Raw genomic sequence first — 23,923 nt, forward strand, 5'->3', positions numbered from 1 at the left:
TTAATTAAAAACCTCAATCTTTTCGGATTGAGGTTTTTTGATTTTAAAAACAAGGGATTCATATTGTTTCTTAAATTTACGCTTTGCAAGTTGTTCTAATTTGATTTCACAAAATTCCATAGCGCAAGTATTTGAAACCGCCCGAGTAGAGGAGGTCATTGGCGATTTTGTGCAATTGAAAAAAGCAGGGAGCAACTTTAAAGGGCTCAGTCCATTTAGTGACGAGCGTACGCCAAGTTTTATGGTGTCGCCTGTTAAGCAGATTTGGAAAGATTTCTCAACAGGAAAAGGGGGAAATGCCGTGACATTTCTTATGGAACACGAACATTTTACCTATCCAGAAGCCATAAAATACCTCGCCAAAAAGTACAATATTGAAATAGAGGAAACCGAGCGTACCGATGAGCAAAAGGAAGCGGCCAACACACGAGAAAGTATGTATTTGGTCTCTGAATATGCCAATACGTACTTTCAGAATGTCCTCCATAAAACTGATAAAGGAAAAGCAATTGGTCTCAGTTATTTTAAAGAACGAGGTTTTACGGAAGAAACCATTAAAAAGTTTCAGTTGGGATATGCTTTGGATGAGTGGCAAGCTTTTTCGGACGAGGCTCTAAAAAACGGTTATAATATCGAGTTTTTAGAAAGCACAGGATTAACCATTGTAAAACCCGATAAGCATTTCGACCGGTTTAAAGGTCGAGTCATGTTTCCCATACATAGTATGTCTGGTCGTGTGCTAGGTTTTGGCGGTCGCATTTTGGGTAACGAAAAGAAAGCGGCCAAATATCTCAATTCCCCCGAAAGCGAAATCTACCATAAAAGCAAGGTGCTTTATGGTCTTTATTTTGCAAAGCAAAGTATTGCCAAAGAAGATAATTGTTATCTAGTTGAAGGATATACGGATGTTATTCAGTTTTACCAAACGGGTATTCAGAATGTGGTTTCTTCATCTGGTACGGCCCTGACTTCCGAACAAATAAGACTCATCAACCGATTAACCAACAACATTACGGTATTGTTTGATGGTGATGCGGCCGGGATGCGAGCCTCGCTCCGAGGTATAGATTTAATTTTGGAGCAGGGCATGAATGTGCGCGTCTGTACCTTTCCAGACGGAGAAGACCCAGACAGTTTTGCAAAGTCCAATACAGAGGCAGAGTTAAGAGAATATCTTACCGAAAATGCTAAAGACTTCATACAGTTTAAAGCTTCGGTTTTAGTGGATGAAGCCAAAAACGACCCGATAAAAAAGGCAGAAACCATTCGGGATATCGTTAATAGCATCGCCAAAATTCCAGACCAGATTAAGCGAGAAGTCTACATCCAAGAGTGTGCTCGCATTATGGATATTAGCGAAGAGGTATTGTTCAGCACCTTGGCGCAAATCAGTAAAAAGGAAATGGCCGATGCCAACAAATCCTATAAACAGGAGCAAAAGGCATTTCAGGTCGTGAAATCGGAGCCAAAACCTACCGCAAAGATTAACGTGCAGTATGAATTGGAACGTAAAATCATCGAAATACTACTACTTTATGGTGCCACCACCGAGCAATTTGAAGACTTGGTATTAAAAGAAGATGAAAACTCGGGCGAATTGGTTTTAGAGCCGGTAATACAGGAGGCACGTGTATTCGAAAAAATCTACCTCGACCTACAAGAAGACGAAATGCAGTTTTCGGATGAGCAATTTAAAACGCTTTACTACAGTATAATTGACAAATTGAATCAAGACGACGATTTTTCAACACGTCATTTTATCAATCAACTCGACCAAGATATGGCAACTGTGGTAACCAATATTTTAATGGAGGATGAAAAATACAATCTTCATGACTGGGAGCGTAATCAAATTACCCCAAAAGAGAAAAACCACAGTATTGCACAACTTGTTAATCAGACGATACTTAGTTTACGTTGTTATTTAATTGACCAAAAAGTATTGTCTTTTCAACAAGAAACATTGAATGAGAATTCATATTCAAAAAGTATTATGGAAGACGTAAAAGACTATGTGGGGTTAAAAATGCTCTTATCTAGAAAGCTTGGGAAAGTAATAGGGTAAAATAAGCGAAAAGGGGAAATTACGTTAAATCGTGATGACGCGCCTGGTGTATCAAATCCACAACGTTGTTGACATTTAGTTTTTTAAATAACCTGGCTTTATAGGTACTTACCGTTTTTTCATTAATGTCTAATTCCTGGGCAATTTCTTTATTCTTTTTGCCGATAGATAAAAGTTTTAAAACTTCAACTTCGCGTGTAGACAAGCGTTTAAAGAGGCGTGTTCGGCTTCGTTTGGCATCTTCAAACTTATAGTGCTTATCCATTTTTTCACTAAGATAGACTTTGCCGTTGGTAATAGCTTCTATAGCATCAGAAATTTTATCGAGACCTGCAGATTTATTCAAGTAGCCAGAAGCACCAGCTTTTAGAGTGGAAATCGCATAGATTTCTTCGGGTTGATGACTGAACATCAATATTTTAATATCCTTGTTTTCTTTTTTTATGGCTCTAAGAGCAGTAATACCGTTAAGCTCGGGAAGGTCAATTTCTGAAACAATCATATCGACATTATTCCGTCTTACGAATTCAAAAATTTCAATACCGCTATTTAAGCATCCAACAACCTTTAAATTGGGATGACTGTTGAGGTATAATTCTAAGCCTTTTCGTACAATAGGGTGGCTGTCAACAACAAGAACTTGTACCATTACAAAGGGAATTAATTGAGTTTTGTTTAGTTAAAACACCATAACTAATTGATTAGCGAAACAATAGATTTAGTTAAACAAAAATAATGAAAATTTAGTACTATCGGGTCAAAAGTTGCGTAAATAACAATAATTATTTTAAATTTTTAGGAATTTCGCAAATTGGTATCGGAATCATCTTATGTTGGTTCCTTCTGTTGAAGCTTAAGTAAATGTCGAAAGCTTCTTTCTGTCGCCCTGTAAAATCGTCTGATTTTTTGCCTTCATCTTGCATATTCATGGCCCATTCCAATTCGTCGTAACTCGCCCCAATCTGGTCTTCATCGCTTCTAGCATCTCCAAAAAGGCCATCGCTTGGGGCCGCTTTCATAATACTTTTTGGTACTTTTAGATATTCCCCAATCGCATAGACTTCAGACTTCATTAAATCGGCGATTGGGCTGAGGTCCACACCACCATCACCGTATTTGGTGTAAAATCCTACACCAAAGTCTTCTACCTTGTTTCCGGTACCTGCAACGAGAAGCCCTAAAAGCCCTGCGTGATAGTATAAGGTCGTCATTCTCAGTCGTGCTCTAGTATTGGCCAAGGCCATATCAACAGTGGCTTGTTTACCGTCTAAGCTAACTTCGGTTTTAAATTCTTCAAAAACAGGCGTTAAATCTACCAGTTCGTCATCCACATTTGGATAGCGTTCCTTGAGTTGTTTTATGTGTTCTTGTCCGCGAGACACGTGGCTTGCTGGTTGGTGAATGGGCATCTCAATACACAAGACCTTTAAACCCGTTTCGGCACATAAGGTTGAGGTAACGGCTGAGTCTATCCCGCCCGAAATCCCAACAACAAATCCGTTGACTCTTGCGTTAGTAGCATAGTCTTTCAACCAGTTTACAATATATTCCGTAACTTTTTCTGTTTGCATAACTCCATAGATTTTTACCAAAGAAATGTACCTTTGTTCTGCAAAAATAATTCAAAGCCATCCGATATAAAAATGTTTAGCAAAATCAAATATATAAAGCACCTTTTTGTGGCTTTGGCGCTCATTTTAGTCGCCTGTGATGACGAATCCGCGCTCGAAAAGGAAATTGAAAAAATTGAAATCGATATAAATATTGAACGCTTCGATAGAATTTTTGCAAACTCTAATTTCGACGACCTCCCGAAACTTAAAGCTGATTATCCGTTTTTGTTTTCAAAACGAATTCCAGATTCTATATGGACGGCCAAGATTCAAGATTCCCTTCAAATTGAATTATTGAATGAAGTAGACAAAACGTTTGGGAATTTTGAAAAACAAAAGGCGGAATTGAAAAAGTTCTTTCAGCATTTAAAATTTTACAATCCAGATACTGAAATACCAAGAATAATTACCTTGACTAACGATGTAGATTACCGAAACAAAACCTACTTGGCGGATTCAATAGCCTTGATAGCTTTGGATAATTACCTCGGAAGTCAGCATCCATTTTACGTTAATTTTCAGCGTTACATCACCAAAGGCATGACGCCCGAACAAATCACGGTCGACCTCGCCACCGATTACGCGGAAAAAGCAATTTACCAACCAAACCGAAAGACCTTTTTAGACGAAATGATTTACTTCGGAAAGCAACTCTATTATAAGGATGTGATGATTCCGTTTAAGACCGATGCTGAAAAAATCAACTATTCTGAAAACAATATGGAATGGGCAAAAGTCAACGAATCCATGATTTGGACCTACTTCGTCGAAAATGAGGTCTTCTATAAAAACGACAATAAATTGGTCTCAAGATTCTTGGCCGATGCGCCGTATTCAAAATTCAATTTACAATTAGATAATGAATCGCCACCGCGCTTGGGACAATATATTGGCTGGCAAATTGTACGTGCTTACGCCGATAAAACCGATGCTGATTTGCAGACGCTGATGCAGACGGATGCCGAAGAAATTTTCAATAAATCAAAATATAAACCGAAGAAATAATGTCAGATAAAATTACCTCTAAGATAGAGTTGAATGTAGAGTTAGATGCCAACCGCGTGCCGGAGAAATTACACTGGTCGGCAGAAGATGGAGGCGTAAATAACGAAGAGGCCAAGGCTATAATGTTGTCTGTCTGGGATAGCAAAGCCCAAGAAACGCTAAAGATAGATTTGTGGACAAAAGATATGCCAGTAGATGAGATGAAACTCTTTTTTCATCAAACATTGGTCACTATGAGCGATACATTTCATCGCGCTACGCAAGACGAAAAAATGACAGCAACCATGAAGGATTTCTGTGACTATTTTGCGGAAAAGCTGGAACTTAAAAAGTAACTAAATCAATATTGAAAGCGTTAGTGGGTTTCGGTCAACGGAATGGCTAACGTTTTTGTAGTTTTATAGAATGAAAAGAACGATTCTCGGATTTGTAGTTGGTGTACTCATTATGCTCACCTTTAAATATTGTGGGGGCAACGATGATGATGCTATTGTTTTAAATAGCTCCGGGCTGATACAAGAACAATTGAAAAACATAAGTAAGCTGGTAGTTACGGAAGGCCAGTATTCCGAAGTCTTTAACTACAAAAACTCCAAGGAAATCTTTGGCGATTTTCTCCGAGCCGATAAAAAAGCACTGGTTATCGTTAATTCGAAAGCAACCATTTCTTACGATTTAAATCAGGTAGAGTACGAAGTTGATGAAGCCACAAAAACCGTTCGATTGACAAAACTTCCAAAGCCAGAAATCAATGTAGCACCAGATTTTGAATATTACGATATTCAGGCTGATTTTCTAAATCCGTTTGAAGCTGAAGACTACAATGCCATTAAAAATACGGTCAAAGCTTCTTTGCTCAAAAAAGTTGAAAATTCCTCATTGGTCAGCAATGCCGAAAACCGACTGATTAGTGAGTTGGGAAAATTTTTGATTGTGACGCGCAGTTTGGGCTGGACTTTGACCTATAAAAAGGAAACTATTAGTACGTCCCAAGATTTGGAACGGCTACTCCTTTAAGAGAGCGTTCATCTTTGCGATACTACCACCGTTAATCGCGTCAATACCATGAGATTTTAATAAGCGAGCACCCTTTTCTGAGCGAATACCGCTTTGGCAATGCACTATGATTGGTTTGTTTAATGCTTTTAGGTTTTCAATGTTCGAAGACAATTCCGATAGGGGAATATGTTTAGCTTTTGAAAGATGACCTGCATTCCATTCCTGCGCTGTTCGTACATCAATGATTTCTGCGTCCTTTTCAAGGTAGGTTTGAATGGCGTTGGATTTATTTCCAAATAAAAAGTCAAGCAATCCCATATCTTAAAGTATTATTTCATTTTGTTGAGCAAACTTCATTAAAGACCCTTTATCAATAAATTAAGTTAGCTACGTAAATTTACAATTAAATGGTCGGGTATTTAATTTGAACCTAACAAAGCAAAACATTGTTTATCTTCAACCACGATGAAAACAAAGGCTCGGAAAAAAGAGATTTTAAGTGTTGCCGCTATCCTTTTTAAGCAAAAGGGGTATAGTGCTGTGACTATGCGTGATTTAGCATCGGAACTTGGTATAAAAGCTGCCAGTCTATACAATCATATTTCCTCAAAGCAAGACATTCTCGAAGCCATAATTATAGAAATTGCGGAAGATTTCACCTCTGGGATGAAAGCTATTATGACTTCTGAAGGATCTACTATTGAACGTTTAAAACGTGTTATACAGCTTCATATTAAAATTGCAACCGAGAATGCGAACGGGCTGGCTGCCTTAAATACCGATTGGATGCATCTTGAAAATCGATTGGATTATTACCTTAAGCTTCGCCAGGAATATGAAGCTAATTTTAAATCTATTCTGGAAAAAGGAATGGAAAATGGGGAGTTAAAACATATAAACCCTGATACGGTGGTTTTTTCTATGCTGTCTACGCTTCGCTCATTATACTTATGGATTCCTAAAAAATCAGATCTCAAGCTCGATACATTTTCTGAAGAATTACAAACACTTTTACTTAAAGGGCTCGCGAGTTGAGTTTTCAATATTATGATTCGGTTAATAACCAAACCTTCCTCGTAATTTGAACGTCGGATATTAACACAACCTTTAGAAACTATTTATTATCTTTGTAAAACAAACTAACAAGTGTTAGTTTACTTGATAACACAATAATTCCTTTTCCTGAGGAAAGGGTTAGAGATAGGAATGACAGACTTTCATAAGCTCATAGTTGAAGATATTTACAAGGAAACAGAAGATACATCGGTTGTTACCTTTAGTGTTCCAGACGAACTTCAAAATGATTTTTCGTTTCGACAAGGGCAGCATCTAACACTCAAAACTGAGATTGACGGAGAAGACGTGAGGCGTTCATATTCTTTATGTTCAAGTCCAATTGATAGTAAATGGCAAGTTGCGGTAAAACAAATTCCTGGTGGTAAATTTTCAACCTACATCAATAACGAGGTTGTTAAAGGGCAAACTTTAGAAGTTATGGCGCCAAATGGTGCTTTTGGAGTGGAATGCAGTCCTTCTGAGGCTAAAAACTATCTCTTTTTTGCGGCTGGGAGCGGTATTACGCCGGTATTGTCTATGATAAAGACACATTTAGCCAAGGAGCCAAACGCAACGTGTAAGTTATTTTATGTCAATAAGACGGCTAAATCCATTATCTTTAAGGAAGAGCTAGAGCAATTGCGAAACACCTATTTCGGGCGATTAGAAATTTACTATTTCCTCACCAAGGAACGTCGAGATATAGAATTGTTTAATGGTCGTTTTGATGATGAAAAAATGGAAGTGCTAACCAAGACGTTTATAGATATTCCAGATACTAACGACGTGTTTTTATGTGGTCCAGAACAAATGGTGAAGTACGTGAGTCAGTATCTTATCGATGCAGGTTTGCCGAAAGACTATATCCACTTTGAATTGTTTGTTACTGGCCTTTCAGAAGAGGATATTAAGCGTGCGGAGCGTCTGGCCAAGCAAAATGTTGAAGGAACGGAAGTGGTTATTGTCGATGGTGGTAAAGAATTTTTGTTTACTATGACCAAAGAGTATGATAATATCCTAGATGCCGCACTCGGAGCTGGTGCGGATTTACCATTTGCTTGTAAAGGAGGTGTCTGTAGCACTTGTAAATGCGAAGTAAAAGAAGGGTCTGTAGAGATGAAAATTAATTACGCCCTAGACGAGAAAGAAATGAGTCAAAATTTGGTATTGAGTTGCCAAGCCGTCCCAACGTCCAACAAGGTTGTTGTGGATTTTGACGTTTAAAATATATTGAAAAAGAAAAATAAAGTTCAACACGCTAAAGGCTCTAAGCCAATAGCTAAAAGCTAAAATGATGAGTGAAGAACAGATTAGAAGTTTAGAAAGACAGTTTGAAGAGCGCATTGCGCGAGATGAAAAGATTGAGCCCAAAGATTGGATGCCCGAGAAGTATCGCCAAACGCATATCAGACAGATGTCTCAACATGCACATTCTGAAATTGTTGGGATGTTGCCCGAAGGCAATTGGATAACCAGAGCACCGTCGCTACGACGAAAAGTAGCATTATTGGCTAAAGTTCAAGATGAAGCGGGGCACGGATTGTACCTTTATTCCGCAACGGAAACACTCGGAATTTCGCGAGAAGAAATGTACGAGCAACTCCATACAGGAAAAGCGAAGTATTCAAGTATTTTCAATTATCCAACCTTGACTTGGGCAGATATGGGTGCTATCGGCTGGTTGGTTGATGGTGCCGCAATAATTAATCAGGTACCATTGTGTAATACCTCTTACGGGCCTTATGCAAGAGCGATGATTCGCGTGTGCAAGGAAGAGAGTTTCCACCAAAGACAAGGATTTGAAATCATGTTGAAACTGGCAAACGGAACTCCAGAGCAAAAAGAAATGGCACAGGACGCCTTAAACCGTTGGTGGTGGCCAAGCTTAATGATGTTGGGACCAACGGATGACGTGTCAGTTCATACAGAACAATCCATGAAATGGAAATTAAAGCGTAAATCTAATGATGACCTGCGGCAACAATTTATTGACCAAACGGTGCCACAAGCTGATATTCTAGGATTGACGATTCCAGATCCAGATTTAAAATGGAATGAGGAACGCGGTAGCTATGACTTTGGCGAAATTAACTGGGACGAGTTTTGGCAAGTAGTAAAGGGTCACGGTCCAATGAACAAACAACGTATGAAAGCACGTGTGGGCGCATGGGAGCGCGGCGAATGGGTGCGTGATGCCGCCATGGCACATGCGGAGAAGAAACAAGCAAGGAAAGCTGTAAGTTGAAGATGAAGTTGAAATCGAAGATGAAGACGAAATAATGGATAAAAAGTATGATTTGGATGGTCGATTAGAAGATTTTGCTGCTTCGATAATTGTTTTTTATGATAAGAAACTATCGAGCTATGCCGGAGATTATTTGGTAAAACAACTCATTAGATCATCTTGTTCATCAGCGTTGAACTTTGGTGAATATTTAGGAGCTGCTTCCGATAAGGATAAAGCAAATAAACTGAGAATTACTCTAAAAGAATTACGTGAGTCATTAAGAAATATTAATATTCAAATAAAAGCTGAAATATTCAGTAAATCAGATTTACAATCATTAAAAAAGGAAAATGACGAATTAATAAGAATTATTGTAACCATTTTGAAACGCTATTAAGTTTCGTCTTCGGTTTCTTCTTCTGCTTCGTCTTCAAAATTTATTAAAATGAGTAAGAACTGGCCCCTTTGGGAAATCTTCGTTAGAAGTAAAAACGGACTAGAACATAGGCATTGTGGTAGTTTACATGCCGCCGATTCGGATATGGCCCTAGAAAATGCAAGAGATGTGTACACCAGACGAAATGAAGGTGTAAGCATTTGGGTTGTAGAATCCAAACACATCACAGCATCTAATCCTGAAAACAATGGCGAATTGTTTGAACCTGCACAAGACAAGGTCTACCGCCATCCCACATTTTACGATTTACCAGATGACGTAAAACATATGTAGAATTCCTGCTTAGGCAGGAATCCCATTATTCGAACCAAAATATTTTATTTTGAGGAGAGACTTAAAAAAGGAATCATGAAAGAACAAACTAAAGACGCAGCAATTTCTTCCCCTTCGGGGAAGATGCCCAAAGGGCAGAAGGGGCTTTTATATAATTACATACTCGGTATTGCAGATAATAGTCTAATTCTAGGTCAACGCATGGGCGAACTTTGCGGTCATGGCCCAAGTTTGGAAACTGACATTGCTTGTACTAATATTTCACTGGATTTATTCGGGCAAGTTCGAAGCTATTTTCAATACGCAGCAAAAATTGCTGGTGACGGGCGTACAGAAGACGATATTGCCATGCTCCGAAAAGAGCGTGACTATAAAAATGTATTATTGATGGAGCAGCCAAACGCCAATTTTGCGTACACCTTAGGGCGTCAATTTTTGTTTGATGTTTATCATTTAGCTTTTCTTTCAGAATTGCAAAAAAGTACAGATCTAACGCTTTCTGCTATTGCGAATAAATGTATTAAGGAAGTCAGTTATCATGAACGGTTCTCTTCAGATTGGGTTAAGCGATTGGGTGACGGTACGGAAGAAAGTCATGAAAAAATGCAAGAAGCGATTGACGATTTATGGACATACACAGATGAATTATTTCACCAAACCGAAGCCGACAAAGCTATGGTTGAAGCAGGTATTGGCGTAGATGTCACAAAGCTAAAAGAGAATTACTATAAAAATGTCAATGAGCTTTTAGAGGAGGCAACGCTTAAAATTCCAGAATCAAAATACTTTCAAAAAGGAGGTAAAGAAGGCATTCATACTGAGCATTTAGGTTATTTGCTTAGTGACTTGCAATACATGCAACGCGCTTATCCCAATATGGAATGGTGATGAATCTTTGATGTGTTGTGCTGAACTTGTTTCAGCATCGCATCTTTAAGTTATGATAACAACAGAACAGAATATCGACAAAAAACTGGAGGGAATTCTTTCACAAGTCTCCGACCCAGAAATCCCTGTACTTTCAATAATGGACATGGGTGTGGTTCGTTCTGCAGTAATTATCGATGGTATTGTCAAGGTAGAGATTACCCCAACCTACAGCGGTTGTCCTGCTATGGATGTCATCGGTGATGATATTAACAAAGCACTAAAAGACGCTGGATATGAATCAGAAATAGACTTGATTTTGCATCCAGCATGGACTACCGATTGGATAACGCCAAGAGGCAGAAAAGCTTTGGAAGATTATGGTATAGCAGCGCCTTTGGATGCTGAAGCAGATAAGGATGTTTTATTGAATGGAAAGCGAATTGTAAAATGCACCAATTGCGGTTCCCAAAACACTAAAATGGTAAGTCAATTTGGTTCAACAGCCTGCAAAGCGCAATTTCAATGTGACGATTGCCAAGAACCGTTTGACTATTTTAAATGTTTGAAATGACAACTAAATTTAAAAAGAAATGCCTACCATCGTATTTTACGCATAATGTTAATTCTTGGATTGTCCCCTTGAGGGGACTTTAGGGGTGTTTTAGAAACAATATTTAACCATGAATCAATCAATCCTTTTAGAAATAAAAAATAAAATTGCTACTATCACCCTAAACCGACGAGAGGTGTTTAATAGTTTTAATCGCGAAATGGCTTTGCGTCTTCAAAAAGTCTTGGATGATTGCGAGACAAATCCTGAGGTCAGAGCTATCGTCTTAACTGGCAATGGAAAGGCATTCTGTGCAGGTCAGGATTTAAAAGAAGTGACTAATCCAGAATTAAATCCAGGATTCAAAAAAATTCTCGAAGAACACTACAATCCCATCATTACAAGACTAAGATCTATTAAGAAGCCAATCATTGGCGCCATAAATGGTGTTGCGGCAGGAGCTGGAGCCAACATAGCCTTGGCATGTGATATTGTTGTGGCTCATAATAAGGTGAGTTTTATTCAGGCTTTTAGTTTAATTGGTTTAGTGCCCGATAGTGGGGGCACTTTTTTTCTGCCACGTCTCATTGGGTTTCAAAAAGCACAAGCATTGGCAATGTTAGGGGACAAGATTTCAGCTGGGGAAGCTGAGAAAATGGGAATGATCTATAAAGTGGTTAATTTGGATGAATTTGAAGAAACTATCAATCAATTGGCGCTAAAATTAGCCAATATGCCCACAAAAGCTTTGGGGTATATAAAAGAGTTATTCAATTCGTCCATGACCAATACTTTAGAAGACCAATTGGCTCTAGAATCCAAATTGCAGATTGATGCTGCTAGCACAGATGACTATGCAGAGGGGGTTGCGGCGTTTATTGAAAAGCGTAAGCCAATTTTTAAAGGAAAATAAAAATAACTAAAAGTCTAAATTCAAAGATTGTCCCCTTGAGGGGACTTTAGGGGTGTCAAGCGAAGTGTGAGAAACAAAATAATTCCATACAATCCAAAACTAAAAGATTTTGCAAGAGAGCTGAGAAAAAACAGCACATTAGCAGAAGTGTTATTATGGAAGAATATTAAAAATAAAGCATTGGGAGTTCAGTTTCACCGACAGGTGCCAATGCTGAATTATATAGTCGATTTTTATTGCCATGAGTTAATGCTGGCTATCGAAATAGATGGGAATTCTCATGATTACAGATATTTTGAAGATGTAAGCCGGCAAGATAAGCTTGAAGCATATGGTGTTGAATTTATTCGATTTTCTGATTCAGAAATTAAAAATAATTTGTTTAGTGTGTCATTAACGCTTGAAGACAAAGTAAAATCTATGATAACACCCCTAAAGTCCCCTCAAGGGGACAATCCACATATTGCTGTATTTGCCAAAGTTTCAAAAAATGTACTTATAGAAGCCCACAACCGAATAAAACCTTTTATTCATAGAACCCCAGTATTAAGTTCATCTCTTATAAACGAAATGGTAGGTACCAACATCGTTTTCAAATGTGAGAACTTTCAAAAAATGGGTGCATTTAAAATGAGAGGCGCGGCTAATGCCATTTTATCACTTAGTGAAGAAGAACGTGAACGAGGTGTAGTCACACATTCTTCAGGTAATTTTGCCCAGGCAGTGTCATTGGCAGCTAAGAAATTGGGTGTAAAAGCCTATATCGTTATGCCCGAGAATGCACCGAAAGTCAAAAAAGAAGGTGTGAAAACTTACGGTGGTGATATCATTGAATGTGAATCGACACCCCAGGCTAGAGAAGCGACAGCGAAACGGATTAAAGAAGAAAAAGGAGCATCGTTTTTACATCCTTCCAATCAAGATGAGGTCATTTATGGCAACAGTACTGCGGCTATGGAATTATTGGAAGAGCATCCAGATTTAGATATTATCTTAACACCTGTTGGTGGAGGAGGCCTCATTGCAGGTACGGCTCTCGCATCTCATTATTTTTCGGATAACTGCAAGGTAATTGGAGGCGAACCGATGGAAGCCGATGATGCTTACCGATCTTTGATTTCGGGTAAAATAGAAACCAATGAAAGCTTTCATACCGTAGCAGATGGACTTAGAACACATTTGGGAGATCGAAATTTCCCAATCATTCAAAAACATGTCGAAAAAATCATTCGCGTTGAAGAACACGAAATCATAAATGCCATGCGTATCATTTGGGAACGCATGAAAATAATTATTGAACCTTCTTGTGCAGTTCCGTTTGCGGCTGTGCTTAAAAACAAAGAAGACTTTAAAAACAAAAAAACAGGGATTATCTTGTCGGGTGGAAATATCGATGTTGAAAATTTGCCTTTTTAGATAATGTCACCCTGAGCGCAGTCGAAGGGATAGAATATAATTAGCTCAAATCATAGCTGATACAAATTATGATTAACTAACTAAACAGTTTCTTTCCTTTGGGAAGACAGAAGATGGGAAAAAGATTAAACGTAGGAATTATAGGCGCAGGAACTATGGGTGCAGGTATAGCACAAGTTGCTGCAACCGCTGGTTGTGACGTCAATTTGTTCGATACCAGCCAAGGGGCATTGAGCAAGGCGGAAGCATCATTAGAGAAAGTATTATCACGATTAATTGAAAAAGGACGGATTGACCAGCAGGAAAAAGAAAGAATTCAATCCAATATTTCCTATGTCAATCGCTTAAAAGATATGGCGGGTGCGGACCTTACCATTGAAGCAATTGTTGAAAACATAGACATAAAGAAACAGGTGTTTTCCGAATTGGAAAGTTACGTGTGCGATGATTGTATAATCGCTTCAAATACATCGAGTCTTTCTATTGCATCTATTGCCTCATCCCTTAAAAAACCTGAACGTTGTATTGGGATTCATTTTTTTAATCCTGCACCGTTAATGAAATTAGTTGAGGTAATTCCTGCGGTCCAAACCTCTGAAGCTGTTCTTCAAAAATCAGTCGAGATCATTTCAGATTGGAAGAAAATTGTTGCCGTAGCCAAAGACACCCCTGGTTTTATTGTTAACCGAGTAGCGCGTCCCTTTTATGGTGAGGCCCTTCGTATTTATGAAGAAGGAATCGCAGATTTTGCCACAATCGACTGGAGCATGAAAAACATAGGTGGCTTTAGAATGGGGCCTTTTGAGTTGATGGATTTTATAGGAAACGATGTCAACTACACCGTTACAGAGTCAGTATTTACAGCATTCTATTTCGACCCACGATACAAACCAGCATTCACCCAAAAACGATATGCAGAAGCCGGGTATTTAGGCCGTAAATCAGGGAAAGGGTTCTACAATTATGATAAAAATAGAAGGCCAATAGATATGTTAGATGTCACCTCGAGCGCAGTCGAGAGGTCGCACGCAGAACAAATTTTTGACCGAATATTAATCATGCTAATTAACGAAGCGGCCGACGCATTATTCCTAAACATTGCTTCGGCCGAAGATATTGATAATGCCATGACCAAAGGCGTCAACTATCCAAAAGGTTTGTTGGCATGGGCAGACGAAATAGGCATTGATAATTGCGTTAATACTCTCGATAAATTGTACAACGAATATCATGAAGATCGTTACCGTTGCAGTCCGTTATTGAGGCGTATGAAGCGAGACAATAAAACATTCTTTTAATGAAGGGCGAAGAAATCCCACATAAAATGTTAAGCCAAGATGCCTATAGTTCTTGGCTCGGTATCGAGATTTTACAGAATGCAATCGGACGTTGTAAAGTAGGGTTGACGATTCGGAAAGACATGCTTAACAGTATGAACAAAGCCCACGGAGGCATAAGCTATGCATTGGCAGATACAGCATTTGGCTTTGCTGCGAATTCTCATGGACGCTATGCCGTATCGATTGAAACGAGTATAAACCATATTGAGGCGTTGGAAGAAGGTGATTACATCACAGCGGAATCCGTTATCGAAAAAGTTAATAACAAACTAGGTTTTAATATTGTAGAGGTAAAACGAGGCGAAGAATTAGTAGCTTTGTTTAAAGGCGTTGTGTATAGAACACAAAAGCAATGGAAAAATAACTAACCAAAATTAATTATATCATGAAATGGCAAGGTAGACGTAAAAGTGGGAATCTCGAAGACCGACGCGGGATGAGCCGTGGCGGAAAAGTAGCAGCGGGCGGTGGTGCTATAGCTGTAGTCGTAATTTTACTTCAACTATTTGGTGGTGAGACTGGTCAACAATTAGCACCCATTTTAGAACAAGTCGGCGGAGCGCAAAACACACAGCAAGTCGAACAACGGGAATTGACCCAACAAGAAAAAGCCATGGGTGATTTTATGGGTACAGTTTTGGCTGATACCGAAGATATCTGGAACAGATTATTCCGAGAAAACAATCTAGGCGATTATAAAGAACCCAATATGGTCCTCTTTACTGATGCCGTGTCTACACGTTGTGGAAACGCTACTACAGCTTCAGGACCGTTTTATTGTCCGGGCGACCAAAAGATTTACATGGATCTTCGATTTTTTAACGAATTAAAAACCCGCTTTGGCGCCAAAGGTGGCGACTTTGCAATCGCTTATGTCACGGCACATGAAGTTGGGCATCATATACAAACTATTCTCGGTACATCTAGTAAAGTACGACAATTACAAAGTCGTGCCAGCAAAACCGAGGCTAATCGTTTATCTGTGGCTCAAGAACTACAGGCGGATTTCTACGCTGGGGTATGGGCACATCATAATAGAAAGTATCTAGAAGAGGGCGATATTGAAGAAGCACTCAGCGCCGCCAATGCTGTCGGTGATGATGCCATTCAAAAAAGAACACGTGGTAGGGTAAACTCAGACAGTTTTACGCATGGTAGCTCAGAGCAACGTATGCAATGGTTTATGAAAGGTTATAGAACGGGCGACATGCGTCAGGGCGATACGTTTTCTGCTTTGTTGAACTAACTACTTCCTGCGAAGGCAGGAATCCACAATAAAGAATAAAGTAAAATAAAACAGATACCCACTTTCGTGGGCAGTAACATGAAAGAAGCATACATCATAGACGGAATCCGCACACCAATAGGAAACTATAAAGGCACTTTATCTGCCGTCAGAACAGATGATTTAGGAGCCATCGTCATCAAAGAAATCGTAAAACGAAATCCAAGTATTCCAAAAGAAGCTTACGACGATGTGATTATGGGTTGCGCCAATCAAGCAGGTGAAGACAATAGAAATGTTGCACGTATGTCTTCGTTGTTAGCTGGATTACCATTTACAGTCCCTGGCGAAACTGTAAACCGTTTGTGTAGCTCAGGATTATCGGCAATCATTCATGCCAATCGTGCTATAAAAGCAGGAGATGGCGATGTGTTTATTTCAGGTGGTGTGGAGAACATGACACGCGGGCCTTACGTGATGTCAAAACCGTCTTCAGCTTACGGAGGAGATTCTCAACTATATGATTCTACATTCGGATGGAGATTTGTTAACCCAAAAATGCACGAGATGTACGGCACAGACGGTATGGGTGTAACTGCCGAAAATTTAGTAGCCAAGTATCATATTTCTCGGGAAGATCAAGATAAATTCGCATACTGGAGTCAAATGAAAGCCTCAAAAGCGCAAGAAAATGGAAGACTTGCCAAAGAAATTGTAACTGTTACAATTCCACAACGTAAAAAAGACACTATACAATTTTCAAAAGATGAATTTGTAAAGCCTAATACATCCTTAGACGTCTTGGCTAAATTAAGACCAGCATTCAAAAAAGAAGGAGGTAGTGTTACAGCCGGAAATGCATCAGGATTAAATGATGGCGCGGCGACAACCATTATAGCTTCAGAAGATGCTGTCAAAAAATATAATCTGAAACCTTTGGCTAGAATCGTAAGCTCAGCCGTAGTTGGCGTAGAGCCAAGGATAATGGGTATTGGTCCTGTTCAAGCCTCTAATAAAGCACTTGAAAAAGCTGGGTTAACAATGGACGATATGGATGTCATCGAATTGAATGAAGCGTTTGCGGCACAAGCCTTGGCATGCACAAGAGAGTGGGGTCTAGCTGACGACGATCCTAGGTTAAATCCAAACGGTGGTTCAATTGCTATTGGTCATCCATTGGGCGTTACTGGAGTACGAATTGCATATTCCGCAGCTTTAGAATTACAAGAACAGAAGAAACGTTATGCACTTATTACTATGTGTGTAGGTGTGGGTCAAGGGTATGCGGCGATAATAGAAAGAATTCCTGCGTAGGCAGGAATCTCATAATAAATAATTATGAACTATTGGTACGTCTATATAATGGCAAATAAACCTAATGGAGTAATTTATATTGGCGCAACAGATAACATTGATGAAAGAGTAAAAGAGCATAAAATGAAGGTTTATCCAAAGTCATTTACCGCGAAATATAATTGCGAAACTCTTGTTTATTTTGAAGAGTTTGAAAGCGGAAAGGAAGCTTCAAAAAGAGAAAGACAATTTAAAAAATGGAAGCGAGAGTGGAAAATTAGATTGATAGAAGAAATGAATCCAAGTTGGTCTGATTTGAGTATCAATTGGAATTTAGATGCGAGGAGATTAAGTAATAGTAAACAATAAGATACCTGCCTGCGCAGGCATTAATTATGAACAAAATTCAACACTACGTCCAAGGAGAATGGACAACTGGTAAAGAAGAAGGCACACCAATCTTAGACGCTGTGACAGGTGAAGTCTTTACTAGCGTTGCCATAGAAGGATTGGATATTCCTGAAATTCTTCAATATGGAAGAACTAAAGGTGGTGAACAACTTCGAAAAATGACCTTTCAAGAGCGCGGGAACATGCTCAAAAAATTGGCATTATATCTCACTAAGAGAAAAGAAGATTTTTACGATTTAAGTTATAGAACAGGCGCAACCAGAGTCGATAGTTGGATAGATATTGAAGGAGGCTTCGGAAACTTATTTGCCAACGCATCGCTACGTAAGTTATTTCCAAACCAACCTTACCATGTTGAAGGTGATGCCATCGATTTGTCACGTGGAGGGCGTTTTATGGCACATCATATCATGGTGCCGAAAAAAGGTGTAGCGGTTCATATCAATGCTTTTAATTTTCCGGTTTGGGGCATGTTAGAAAAATGTGCAGTGAATTGGATGGCAGGTGTTCCGGCTGTTGTTTTACCAGCGCCATCGTCATCCTATCTAGCGGAAGCTGTGGCTAGAAGTATTATCCATTCAGGTATTTTACCAGAAGGGGCTCTTCAAATCATAAACGGTACTGTAAAAACGATTTTAGATACTGTGGAATCCCAAGATGTGGTGACCTTTACTGGCTCAGCGCAAACCGGACGATTATTAAAAGCACATCCTAGACTAATTCAAGAATCCGTGCCTTTTACCATGGAGGCTGATTCTTTAAACGCTTCTATTTTAGGTGAAGATGCTGTGCCGGGAACGCCAGAATTCGACTTGTTTATCAAAGAAGTCCGAAAGGAGATGACGGTGAAAGCTGGACAAAAATGTACGGCAATCCGTCGAATCATTGTCCCTGAAAACTTGGTCGAAGATGTCCAAATTCAATTAGGAAAAGCTTTGGATAAAATGACTATCGGTGATCCGCGACTGAAAGAAGTGCGTATGGGGTCACTTGTTAGTAAACAACAAGTAGAAGCTGTGAGAGATTCGGTAAAAGACTTGGCCAAAGAAGCACAGATTGTTTATGGAGATTTAGACAAAATTGAAACCATTGGAGCCGATCCTGAAAAAGGTGCGTTTATTAGTCCAATTGTATTGAGAGCAGACCATCCGTTTCAAAATGCAGTTATTCATGAGCGTGAGGCTTTTGGTCCTGTAAGTACTATTATGGCTTATAAAAATCTAGATGAAGCCATTACCTTGGCGCAAATGGGTAAAGGGTCTTTGGTGTCTTCTATAGCAACAAATGATGATAATATCGCTAAAGATTATGTGATAAACGCAGCTAGTCATCACGGTCGCATTTTAGTCTTAAATAGAGAAAGCGCTAAGCAAAGTACGGGACATGGTTCTCCGTTGCCGTATTTGGTTCACGGTGGTCCTGGACGTGCAGGAGGTGGTGAAGAAATGGGCGGCATGCGTGGCATAAAACACTATTTACAACGCACTGCGATTCAAGGTTCGCCAACAACAATTACAGCGATTACGGGTATTTATCAGCAAAACGCAAAATATACCGAAGCCGAAAATCATCCATTTAAATACCATTGGGAAGACATTCAACCAGGCATGTCTCTTAAGACGCATAATCGCACGATTACAGATACCGACATACAGAATTTCGCCAATCTTACCTGGGATCACTTTTATGCCCATACAGACATTACATCCTTAGATGGTAGTATTTTTGAAAAACGAACCGCCCACGGCTATTTTATCATTTCAGCGGCAGCGGGATTGTTTGTGTATCCAAATAAAGGGCCTGTTGCGGCCAATTACGGATTGGATAGTATCCGATTTTTACGGCCGTTGTACCATAACGATACCATTTATGTGAGATTGACGTGCAAGGAGAAAGTGGATAGAGATGTGGCATCGGCAGAGCATCCAAGCGGTATTGTTAAATGGCATGTTGAGGTTTTTGATGCCAATTTTGAAAACCGTCCAGAAAACCAAAAAACCGAGAAAGATTCACCTCTAGTTGCAGTGGCGACCATTTTAACGATGGTTGAGAAAAAGCAGGAAACGTTTGTGGAGATGACTGATGAAAAAATCGATGAACTTTTGTCCAAGCTTTCTGAAGATATGAAACCCAAATGGGGCATCATGACACCGCAACACATGATTGAACATCTGGAATACACTTATAAAATTGCATCGGGTGAGATTCAGGATTTTGAAATTTCAACCCCTGAAAAGATTTTGGAAAAAGTAAAAAATAGCCTTTGGAATTATAATAAATTCCCAAGGAACTCTCAGTTTCCGCTATTAGAAAAGGATACGTTGGATAAGTTGAAACACGAAGATTTAGCTACGGCAATTTTTAAATTCAAAGAACAACGCGCAAAATATCTAGACTATTTTAAAGAACACCCTGATGCTACATTACAAAACATGGTATTTGGGGAATTGAACCGATATGAATGGTATTTGTTGGAAAGAAAACATTTGAATCACCATTTTGAGCAATTCGGACTAATATAAATATGTCATTCCTGCGAAAGCAGGAATCTCAGATATGATAAATAATTAAAAATTTCCTGCTTGCGCAGAAAAGTAAATAAATAATAAATGTCAGACCCATACGTAAAACAAACCATAGAAAACGAAGTTGGCTACATAGAATTTTTCCATCCAGCTCACAATTCATTGCCAGGAGATTTGTTGGCAAAACTAGCGAACACCATTACCAAAGCAGGAACCAACGAGGCTATTAAAGTCATCGTTTTAAAAAGTGGTGGTGAACGTACATTTTGCGCAGGAGCAAGTTTTACCGAACTGATAAATATCAATGATGCTGCGACTGGGAAAGTCTTTTTTTCTGGCTTTGCCAATGTGATTAACGCTATGCGAAAGTGTCCTAAATTCATCATTGGTCGTATTCAAGGAAAAACTGTTGGCGGTGGCGTTGGTTTAGCAGCTTCAACAGATTACTGCATGGCTACAAAGTTTGCAGCTATAAAGTTGAGTGAACTTAATATTGGTATTGGACCTTTTGTTGTAGGACCAGTTATAGAACGAAAAATGGGTTTGAGTGCGATGTCTCAAATTGCTATTGATGCCAATTCATTTTATCCAGCTGATTGGGCAAAACAAAAAGGCTTATATACTAAGGTGTTTGAAACTACAGAAGAGTTAGATGATGCTGTTAAATCTACAGCCGAACATTTATGTACGTACAACGTCGAAGCAATGCTCGAAATGAAGAAAATATTCTGGAAAGGGACAGACGATTGGGATGAGCTTTTAGCAGAACGTGCGCAGACGAGTGGTCGATTGGTTTTGAGTGAGTTTACTAAGGAGAAGTTGAAGACTTATAAATAAATATGTCATTCCGAGCGCAGCGTGGGAATCTCTTCATAAGATTGCCACGTCCTTCGTCCTCGCAACGACAATGAAAATATGATATACGAATTCCAAGGCTTTATACCAGTCGTTCACGAAAGTAGTTTCGTCCATCCATTGGCAGCCGTAACCGGCAATGTCATTATTGGAAGAAACTGTTACATTGGGCCCGGCGCCGCAATACGGGGAGATTGGGGGCAGATCATTTTGGAAGATGGTGTCAACGTACAAGAAAATTGTACGGTTCACATGTTTCCGGGAAAGTCCATTACCCTAAAAGAAAGTGCTCATGTGGGGCATGGTGCCATAATTCATGGTGCTAATTTGGGACGTAACTGTCTGATTGGAATGAATACAGTCATCATGGACGATGCTGAAATAGGTGATGAATGTATCGTTGGCGCAATGGCATTTGTAAAAGCCGAAACCATCATTCCAAAGCGAAGCTTGGTCGTCGGTAATCCTGCTAAAATCATAAAACAAGTATCTGATGAAATGATCGCTTGGAAAACTAAAGGCACGGAACTCTATCAACAACTCCCAGCAGATTGCCATAAAACACTTAAAGAAGTAGAGCCACTTCGAGAGGTGCCGGAAGATTTACCAACGCAAGAAGAAGCCTATAAAACATTAAGAGAAACTTTTAAAAATTAAGGTTATAGCCAACAGCCAACAGCCAACAGCCAGCAGCCAACCTATATCCTACTCAAATCCAACTCATTCGTCTGTTTTCCTGTTGAAAGCGTTATCAAACTCTGAACATTCCCTAAGTACGGAAGCAGTGTCAATTTTGAAATAATAAACGTCTCGTAGGCTTCAATATCTTCTACAACCAGCTTTAGTAGATAGTCAAAGTTGCCACTCACACGATGACACTCAACAATTTCAGGGAAATTATTGATTTCCTTCACAAATTTTTCAAGGTAACTTCTGGTATGCCCTTGAAGTGTGATGCCAATGAACACCGTCAGTTTTAGTCCTATCTTTTTGTTATCTAGAATGGCGACATATTTTTTGATATAGCCTTCCTTTTCCAGCTTCTTTATACGCTCAAAAACAGGCGAAGTCGTCATGCCAAGTTCCTCGGCAATGCTCTTTGTAGTCCTGCTACTATCGGTTTGAAGAATACTGAGAATTTTAGTGTCGATTTGATCTAATTGTACGGCCATCAGAAAATTAGTTGCTATTAAAAGAATTTCTTCCTCTTCAAAAGTATAAAAAACTTTATAATAAATATTTTAAAGAATAATATTCTTAATTATAATTAATAAGAAGGCTTTAACAATAAAAAGTGGACTTATAGTTTATTTTTGTATTTGTCGATTAAATGATTTGAAATTGAACCAGTTTGAATTAAAAATGCCCAAAATGGGAGAGAGTATCACCGAAGGCACCATCATCAATTGGTTGGTGAATGAAGGTGATTCGTTTGATGAAGGTGATATTATTTTGGAAGTAGCTACCGACAAGGTAGATAATGAAGTACCAGCTCCAGCATCGGGAAAATTGGTAAAGACGTTTTTTCAAGCTAAGGATGTCGTACCTGTTGGAGAAGTTTTGGCCATTTTAGAGGTTTCAGAAGAAAAGATTTCTGATAAGACAACAGGGGGCGCATCAAATCAATCTTCAGCTTCAAAAGAATTCGCTAAAAGAGAAGCGTCAAAAAGGAAGCCACAAATCAAGAAGCCTACAGGAACTTTTACAGTGCCCAGTGTTTCTTCCCCCTTGGGGAAGTCAGATGGGGCTTTATTCTTTTCACCATTGGTCGTCGAAATAGCTAAAAAACACCACATCAGTTTTGAAGAATTAGCTCGAATTCCAGCTACCGGAAACGAAGGTCGATTGCGCAAAAGTGACCTTTTTCAATATATAGAAGATGGTCGACCTTACAAATTCGCGCAACCCGTTCAGCAAGACCCAACAGCCTATAGAATTCCACAATTAACGTTTGATAAAGGCAAGGGGAAAATCGTGGAGATGGACCGTATGCGTCAAATGATTGCAGACCATATGGTCTATTCCAAGCATACCTCGCCACACGTTACTGCTTATGTTGAAGCCGATATGACCAATATGGTGAACTGGAGAAACGCCAATAAAAAAGCGTTTCAGGAAAAATATGGTGAGCGCTTAACGTTTACACCCTTATTTGTCGAAGCCGTGGCAAAAGCCGTTAAGGATTTTCCAAATATCAATGCCTCTGTTGACGGCAATAACATCATCATAAAAGAAGATATTAACATAGGAATGGCGACCGCATTACCTAGTGGAAATCTCATTGTTCCTGTTGTGAAAAACGCGGATACTAAAGATTTGAACACATTAGCTTCTGATGTTAATGCCTTAGCCGCAAAGGCGAGAGAAAACAAATTAGACGGTGATGACATTAAAGGAAGTACATTCACCATTTCTAATGTTGGAACGTTTGGAAGTGTTATGGGCACACCAATCATCAATCAACCCGAAGTCGCTATCCTCGCCTTAGGAATTATCAAGAAACGTGCTGAGGTTATAGAAACAGAAACTGGTGATGAAATTGCCATCCGAAGTATGATGTACTTGTCGCTGTCTTTTGACCATCGCGTCGTAGATGGTTTTTTAGGAGGCAGTTTTGTGCGTCGCGTCGCTGACTATTTTGAGCAGTTTGATAAAGACCGGGAGATTTAAAAATAAAAATTGTCCCCTTACGGAGGCTTTAGGAGCGTGTATTCGAACTTAAAGAAGTGTAAAATGATAAGTCATTACGAACGAAGTGTGGGAATCTTTTAGATGAGATTGCCACGTCTCCCGAAACTTCGGGATGCTCGCAATGACAAAAAATATTAAG

26 protein-coding genes and 1 pseudogene are annotated in these 23,923 nt (G+C 39.3%); 23 read left to right on the forward strand and 4 right to left on the reverse strand.

All coding sequences use genetic code 11. From position 1 onward, the window contains the following. Window positions 1-100 precede the first annotated feature (100 nt). Complete coding sequence (gene dnaG / locus ACFOSX_RS11605; protein WP_386101131.1) at window positions 101-2,065, forward strand: DNA primase; 1,965 nt, start codon at window positions 101-103, stop codon at window positions 2,063-2,065. Between the two features lie 19 nt (window positions 2,066-2,084). Here the strand turns inward: dnaG and ACFOSX_RS11610 are convergent, their stop codons facing one another. After that, a complete protein-coding gene (locus tag ACFOSX_RS11610) occupies window positions 2,085-2,714 on the reverse strand; it encodes a response regulator (protein ID WP_386101134.1) in 630 nt (209 codons plus the stop codon). A 133-nt stretch (window positions 2,715-2,847) separates the two neighbouring features. Continuing rightward, window positions 2,848-3,636: an NAD(+) synthase gene (gene nadE / locus ACFOSX_RS11615; RefSeq protein ID WP_386101137.1), complete on the reverse strand. Its 789-nt coding sequence runs from the start codon at window positions 3,634-3,636 to the stop codon at window positions 2,848-2,850. 72 nt (window positions 3,637-3,708) lie between these two features. Between nadE and gldB the strand changes: the two genes are divergently transcribed. From gldB to ACFOSX_RS11630, 3 genes are all read left to right on the forward strand, one after another. Further along, on the forward strand, window positions 3,709-4,683 hold the full coding sequence (gldB, locus tag ACFOSX_RS11620) for a gliding motility lipoprotein GldB (RefSeq protein ID WP_386101140.1): 975 nt from the start codon (window positions 3,709-3,711) through the stop codon (window positions 4,681-4,683). Then, the gene (gldC, locus tag ACFOSX_RS11625; protein ID WP_386101143.1) at window positions 4,683-5,018 is read left to right on the forward strand and encodes a gliding motility protein GldC; all 336 of its coding nucleotides are present in this window, start codon (window positions 4,683-4,685) and stop codon (window positions 5,016-5,018) included. Before gldB ends, gldC begins: the two co-directional genes overlap by 1 nt. Window positions 5,019-5,088: 70 nt before the next feature. After that, window positions 5,089-5,700: a DUF4230 domain-containing protein gene (locus ACFOSX_RS11630; protein ID WP_386101146.1), complete on the forward strand. Its 612-nt coding sequence runs from the start codon at window positions 5,089-5,091 to the stop codon at window positions 5,698-5,700. On the opposite strand, the gene ACFOSX_RS11635 is transcribed toward ACFOSX_RS11630, so the two are convergent. Beyond that, the gene (locus tag ACFOSX_RS11635) at window positions 5,689-6,000 is read right to left on the reverse strand and encodes a rhodanese-like domain-containing protein (protein ID WP_386101149.1); all 312 of its coding nucleotides are present in this window, start codon (window positions 5,998-6,000) and stop codon (window positions 5,689-5,691) included. The two genes, ACFOSX_RS11630 and ACFOSX_RS11635, sit on opposite strands and share 12 nt — an antisense overlap. 147 nt (window positions 6,001-6,147) lie before the next feature. Here ACFOSX_RS11635 and ACFOSX_RS11640 point away from each other — a divergent pair, with 147 nt between their 5' ends. The 18 genes and pseudogenes from ACFOSX_RS11640 (at window position 6,148) to ACFOSX_RS11725 (ending at window position 21,750) form a co-directional block, all read left to right on the forward strand. Continuing rightward, the gene (locus ACFOSX_RS11640) at window positions 6,148-6,717 is read left to right on the forward strand and encodes a TetR/AcrR family transcriptional regulator (protein ID WP_386101152.1); all 570 of its coding nucleotides are present in this window, start codon (window positions 6,148-6,150) and stop codon (window positions 6,715-6,717) included. Between the two features lie 171 nt (window positions 6,718-6,888). Beyond that, a complete protein-coding gene (locus ACFOSX_RS11645) occupies window positions 6,889-7,962 on the forward strand; it encodes a 2Fe-2S iron-sulfur cluster-binding protein (protein WP_386101155.1) in 1,074 nt (357 codons plus the stop codon). 70 nt (window positions 7,963-8,032) lie between these two features. Continuing rightward, window positions 8,033-8,983 (forward strand): 1,2-phenylacetyl-CoA epoxidase subunit PaaA, encoded by a 951-nt coding sequence (gene paaA / locus ACFOSX_RS11650; protein ID WP_386101158.1) that lies wholly within the window; start codon window positions 8,033-8,035, stop codon window positions 8,981-8,983. A gap of 34 nt (window positions 8,984-9,017) precedes the next feature. Further along, complete coding sequence (locus ACFOSX_RS11655) at window positions 9,018-9,362, forward strand: four helix bundle protein (protein WP_386101161.1); 345 nt, start codon at window positions 9,018-9,020, stop codon at window positions 9,360-9,362. A 48-nt stretch (window positions 9,363-9,410) separates the two neighbouring features. Further along, complete coding sequence (paaB, locus tag ACFOSX_RS11660; RefSeq protein ID WP_386101164.1) at window positions 9,411-9,695, forward strand: 1,2-phenylacetyl-CoA epoxidase subunit PaaB; 285 nt, start codon at window positions 9,411-9,413, stop codon at window positions 9,693-9,695. 123 nt (window positions 9,696-9,818) lie between these two features. Beyond that, the gene (gene paaC / locus ACFOSX_RS11665; protein ID WP_386101313.1) at window positions 9,819-10,583 is read left to right on the forward strand and encodes a 1,2-phenylacetyl-CoA epoxidase subunit PaaC; all 765 of its coding nucleotides are present in this window, start codon (window positions 9,819-9,821) and stop codon (window positions 10,581-10,583) included. Between the two features lie 52 nt (window positions 10,584-10,635). Further along, complete coding sequence (gene paaD / locus ACFOSX_RS11670) at window positions 10,636-11,136, forward strand: 1,2-phenylacetyl-CoA epoxidase subunit PaaD (RefSeq protein WP_386101167.1); 501 nt, start codon at window positions 10,636-10,638, stop codon at window positions 11,134-11,136. A gap of 109 nt (window positions 11,137-11,245) precedes the next feature. Next, on the forward strand, window positions 11,246-12,028 hold the full coding sequence (locus ACFOSX_RS11675) for an enoyl-CoA hydratase-related protein (protein WP_386101170.1): 783 nt from the start codon (window positions 11,246-11,248) through the stop codon (window positions 12,026-12,028). A gap of 66 nt (window positions 12,029-12,094) precedes the next feature. Then, window positions 12,095-12,406, forward strand: a pseudogene (locus ACFOSX_RS11680) (endonuclease domain-containing protein); the annotation flags it as partial. A 42-nt stretch (window positions 12,407-12,448) separates the two neighbouring features. Then, window positions 12,449-13,444, forward strand: a complete 996-nt coding sequence (locus tag ACFOSX_RS11685) for a threonine ammonia-lyase (protein ID WP_386101316.1) — start codon at window positions 12,449-12,451, stop codon at window positions 13,442-13,444. 113 nt (window positions 13,445-13,557) lie between these two features. Further along, a complete protein-coding gene (locus tag ACFOSX_RS11690) occupies window positions 13,558-14,742 on the forward strand; it encodes a 3-hydroxyacyl-CoA dehydrogenase NAD-binding domain-containing protein (RefSeq protein WP_386101173.1) in 1,185 nt (394 codons plus the stop codon). After that, a complete protein-coding gene (locus ACFOSX_RS11695) occupies window positions 14,742-15,152 on the forward strand; it encodes a PaaI family thioesterase (RefSeq protein ID WP_386101176.1) in 411 nt (136 codons plus the stop codon). The genes ACFOSX_RS11690 and ACFOSX_RS11695 overlap by 1 nt, the downstream gene beginning before the upstream one ends. Window positions 15,153-15,169: 17 nt before the next feature. Next, window positions 15,170-16,030, forward strand: coding sequence for a KPN_02809 family neutral zinc metallopeptidase (gene ypfJ, locus ACFOSX_RS11700; RefSeq protein WP_386101179.1), 861 nt, complete (start codon window positions 15,170-15,172; stop codon window positions 16,028-16,030). A gap of 78 nt (window positions 16,031-16,108) precedes the next feature. Further along, window positions 16,109-17,323 carry a 3-oxoadipyl-CoA thiolase gene (pcaF, locus tag ACFOSX_RS11705; protein WP_386101182.1) on the forward strand — a complete coding sequence of 405 codons (1,215 nt, stop codon included), beginning with the start codon at window positions 16,109-16,111 and terminating at the stop codon, window positions 17,321-17,323. A 24-nt stretch (window positions 17,324-17,347) separates the two neighbouring features. Next, complete coding sequence (locus ACFOSX_RS11710; RefSeq protein WP_386101185.1) at window positions 17,348-17,671, forward strand: GIY-YIG nuclease family protein; 324 nt, start codon at window positions 17,348-17,350, stop codon at window positions 17,669-17,671. A gap of 26 nt (window positions 17,672-17,697) precedes the next feature. Further along, complete coding sequence (gene paaZ, locus ACFOSX_RS11715) at window positions 17,698-20,235, forward strand: phenylacetic acid degradation bifunctional protein PaaZ (protein WP_386101188.1); 2,538 nt, start codon at window positions 17,698-17,700, stop codon at window positions 20,233-20,235. A gap of 87 nt (window positions 20,236-20,322) precedes the next feature. Next, entirely contained in the window at window positions 20,323-21,075 is a 753-nt protein-coding gene (locus ACFOSX_RS11720) for an enoyl-CoA hydratase/isomerase family protein (RefSeq protein WP_386101191.1), read from the forward strand. Between the two features lie 78 nt (window positions 21,076-21,153). Continuing rightward, entirely contained in the window at window positions 21,154-21,750 is a 597-nt protein-coding gene (locus tag ACFOSX_RS11725) for an acyltransferase (protein WP_386101193.1), read from the forward strand. 41 nt (window positions 21,751-21,791) lie between these two features. Here the strand turns inward: ACFOSX_RS11725 and ACFOSX_RS11730 are convergent, their stop codons facing one another. Further along, a complete protein-coding gene (locus ACFOSX_RS11730) occupies window positions 21,792-22,265 on the reverse strand; it encodes an Lrp/AsnC family transcriptional regulator (RefSeq protein ID WP_386101196.1) in 474 nt (157 codons plus the stop codon). Window positions 22,266-22,464: 199 nt separating this feature from the next. Here ACFOSX_RS11730 and ACFOSX_RS11735 point away from each other — a divergent pair, with 199 nt between their 5' ends. Further along, on the forward strand, window positions 22,465-23,763 hold the full coding sequence (locus ACFOSX_RS11735; RefSeq protein ID WP_386101199.1) for a dihydrolipoamide acetyltransferase family protein: 1,299 nt from the start codon (window positions 22,465-22,467) through the stop codon (window positions 23,761-23,763). Window positions 23,764-23,923 lie beyond the last annotated feature (160 nt).

Origin of the sequence: Winogradskyella maritima (assembly GCF_042650215.1) — a bacterium.
In the GTDB taxonomy this organism is placed as follows: Bacteria; Bacteroidota; Bacteroidia; order Flavobacteriales; family Flavobacteriaceae; genus Winogradskyella; species Winogradskyella maritima.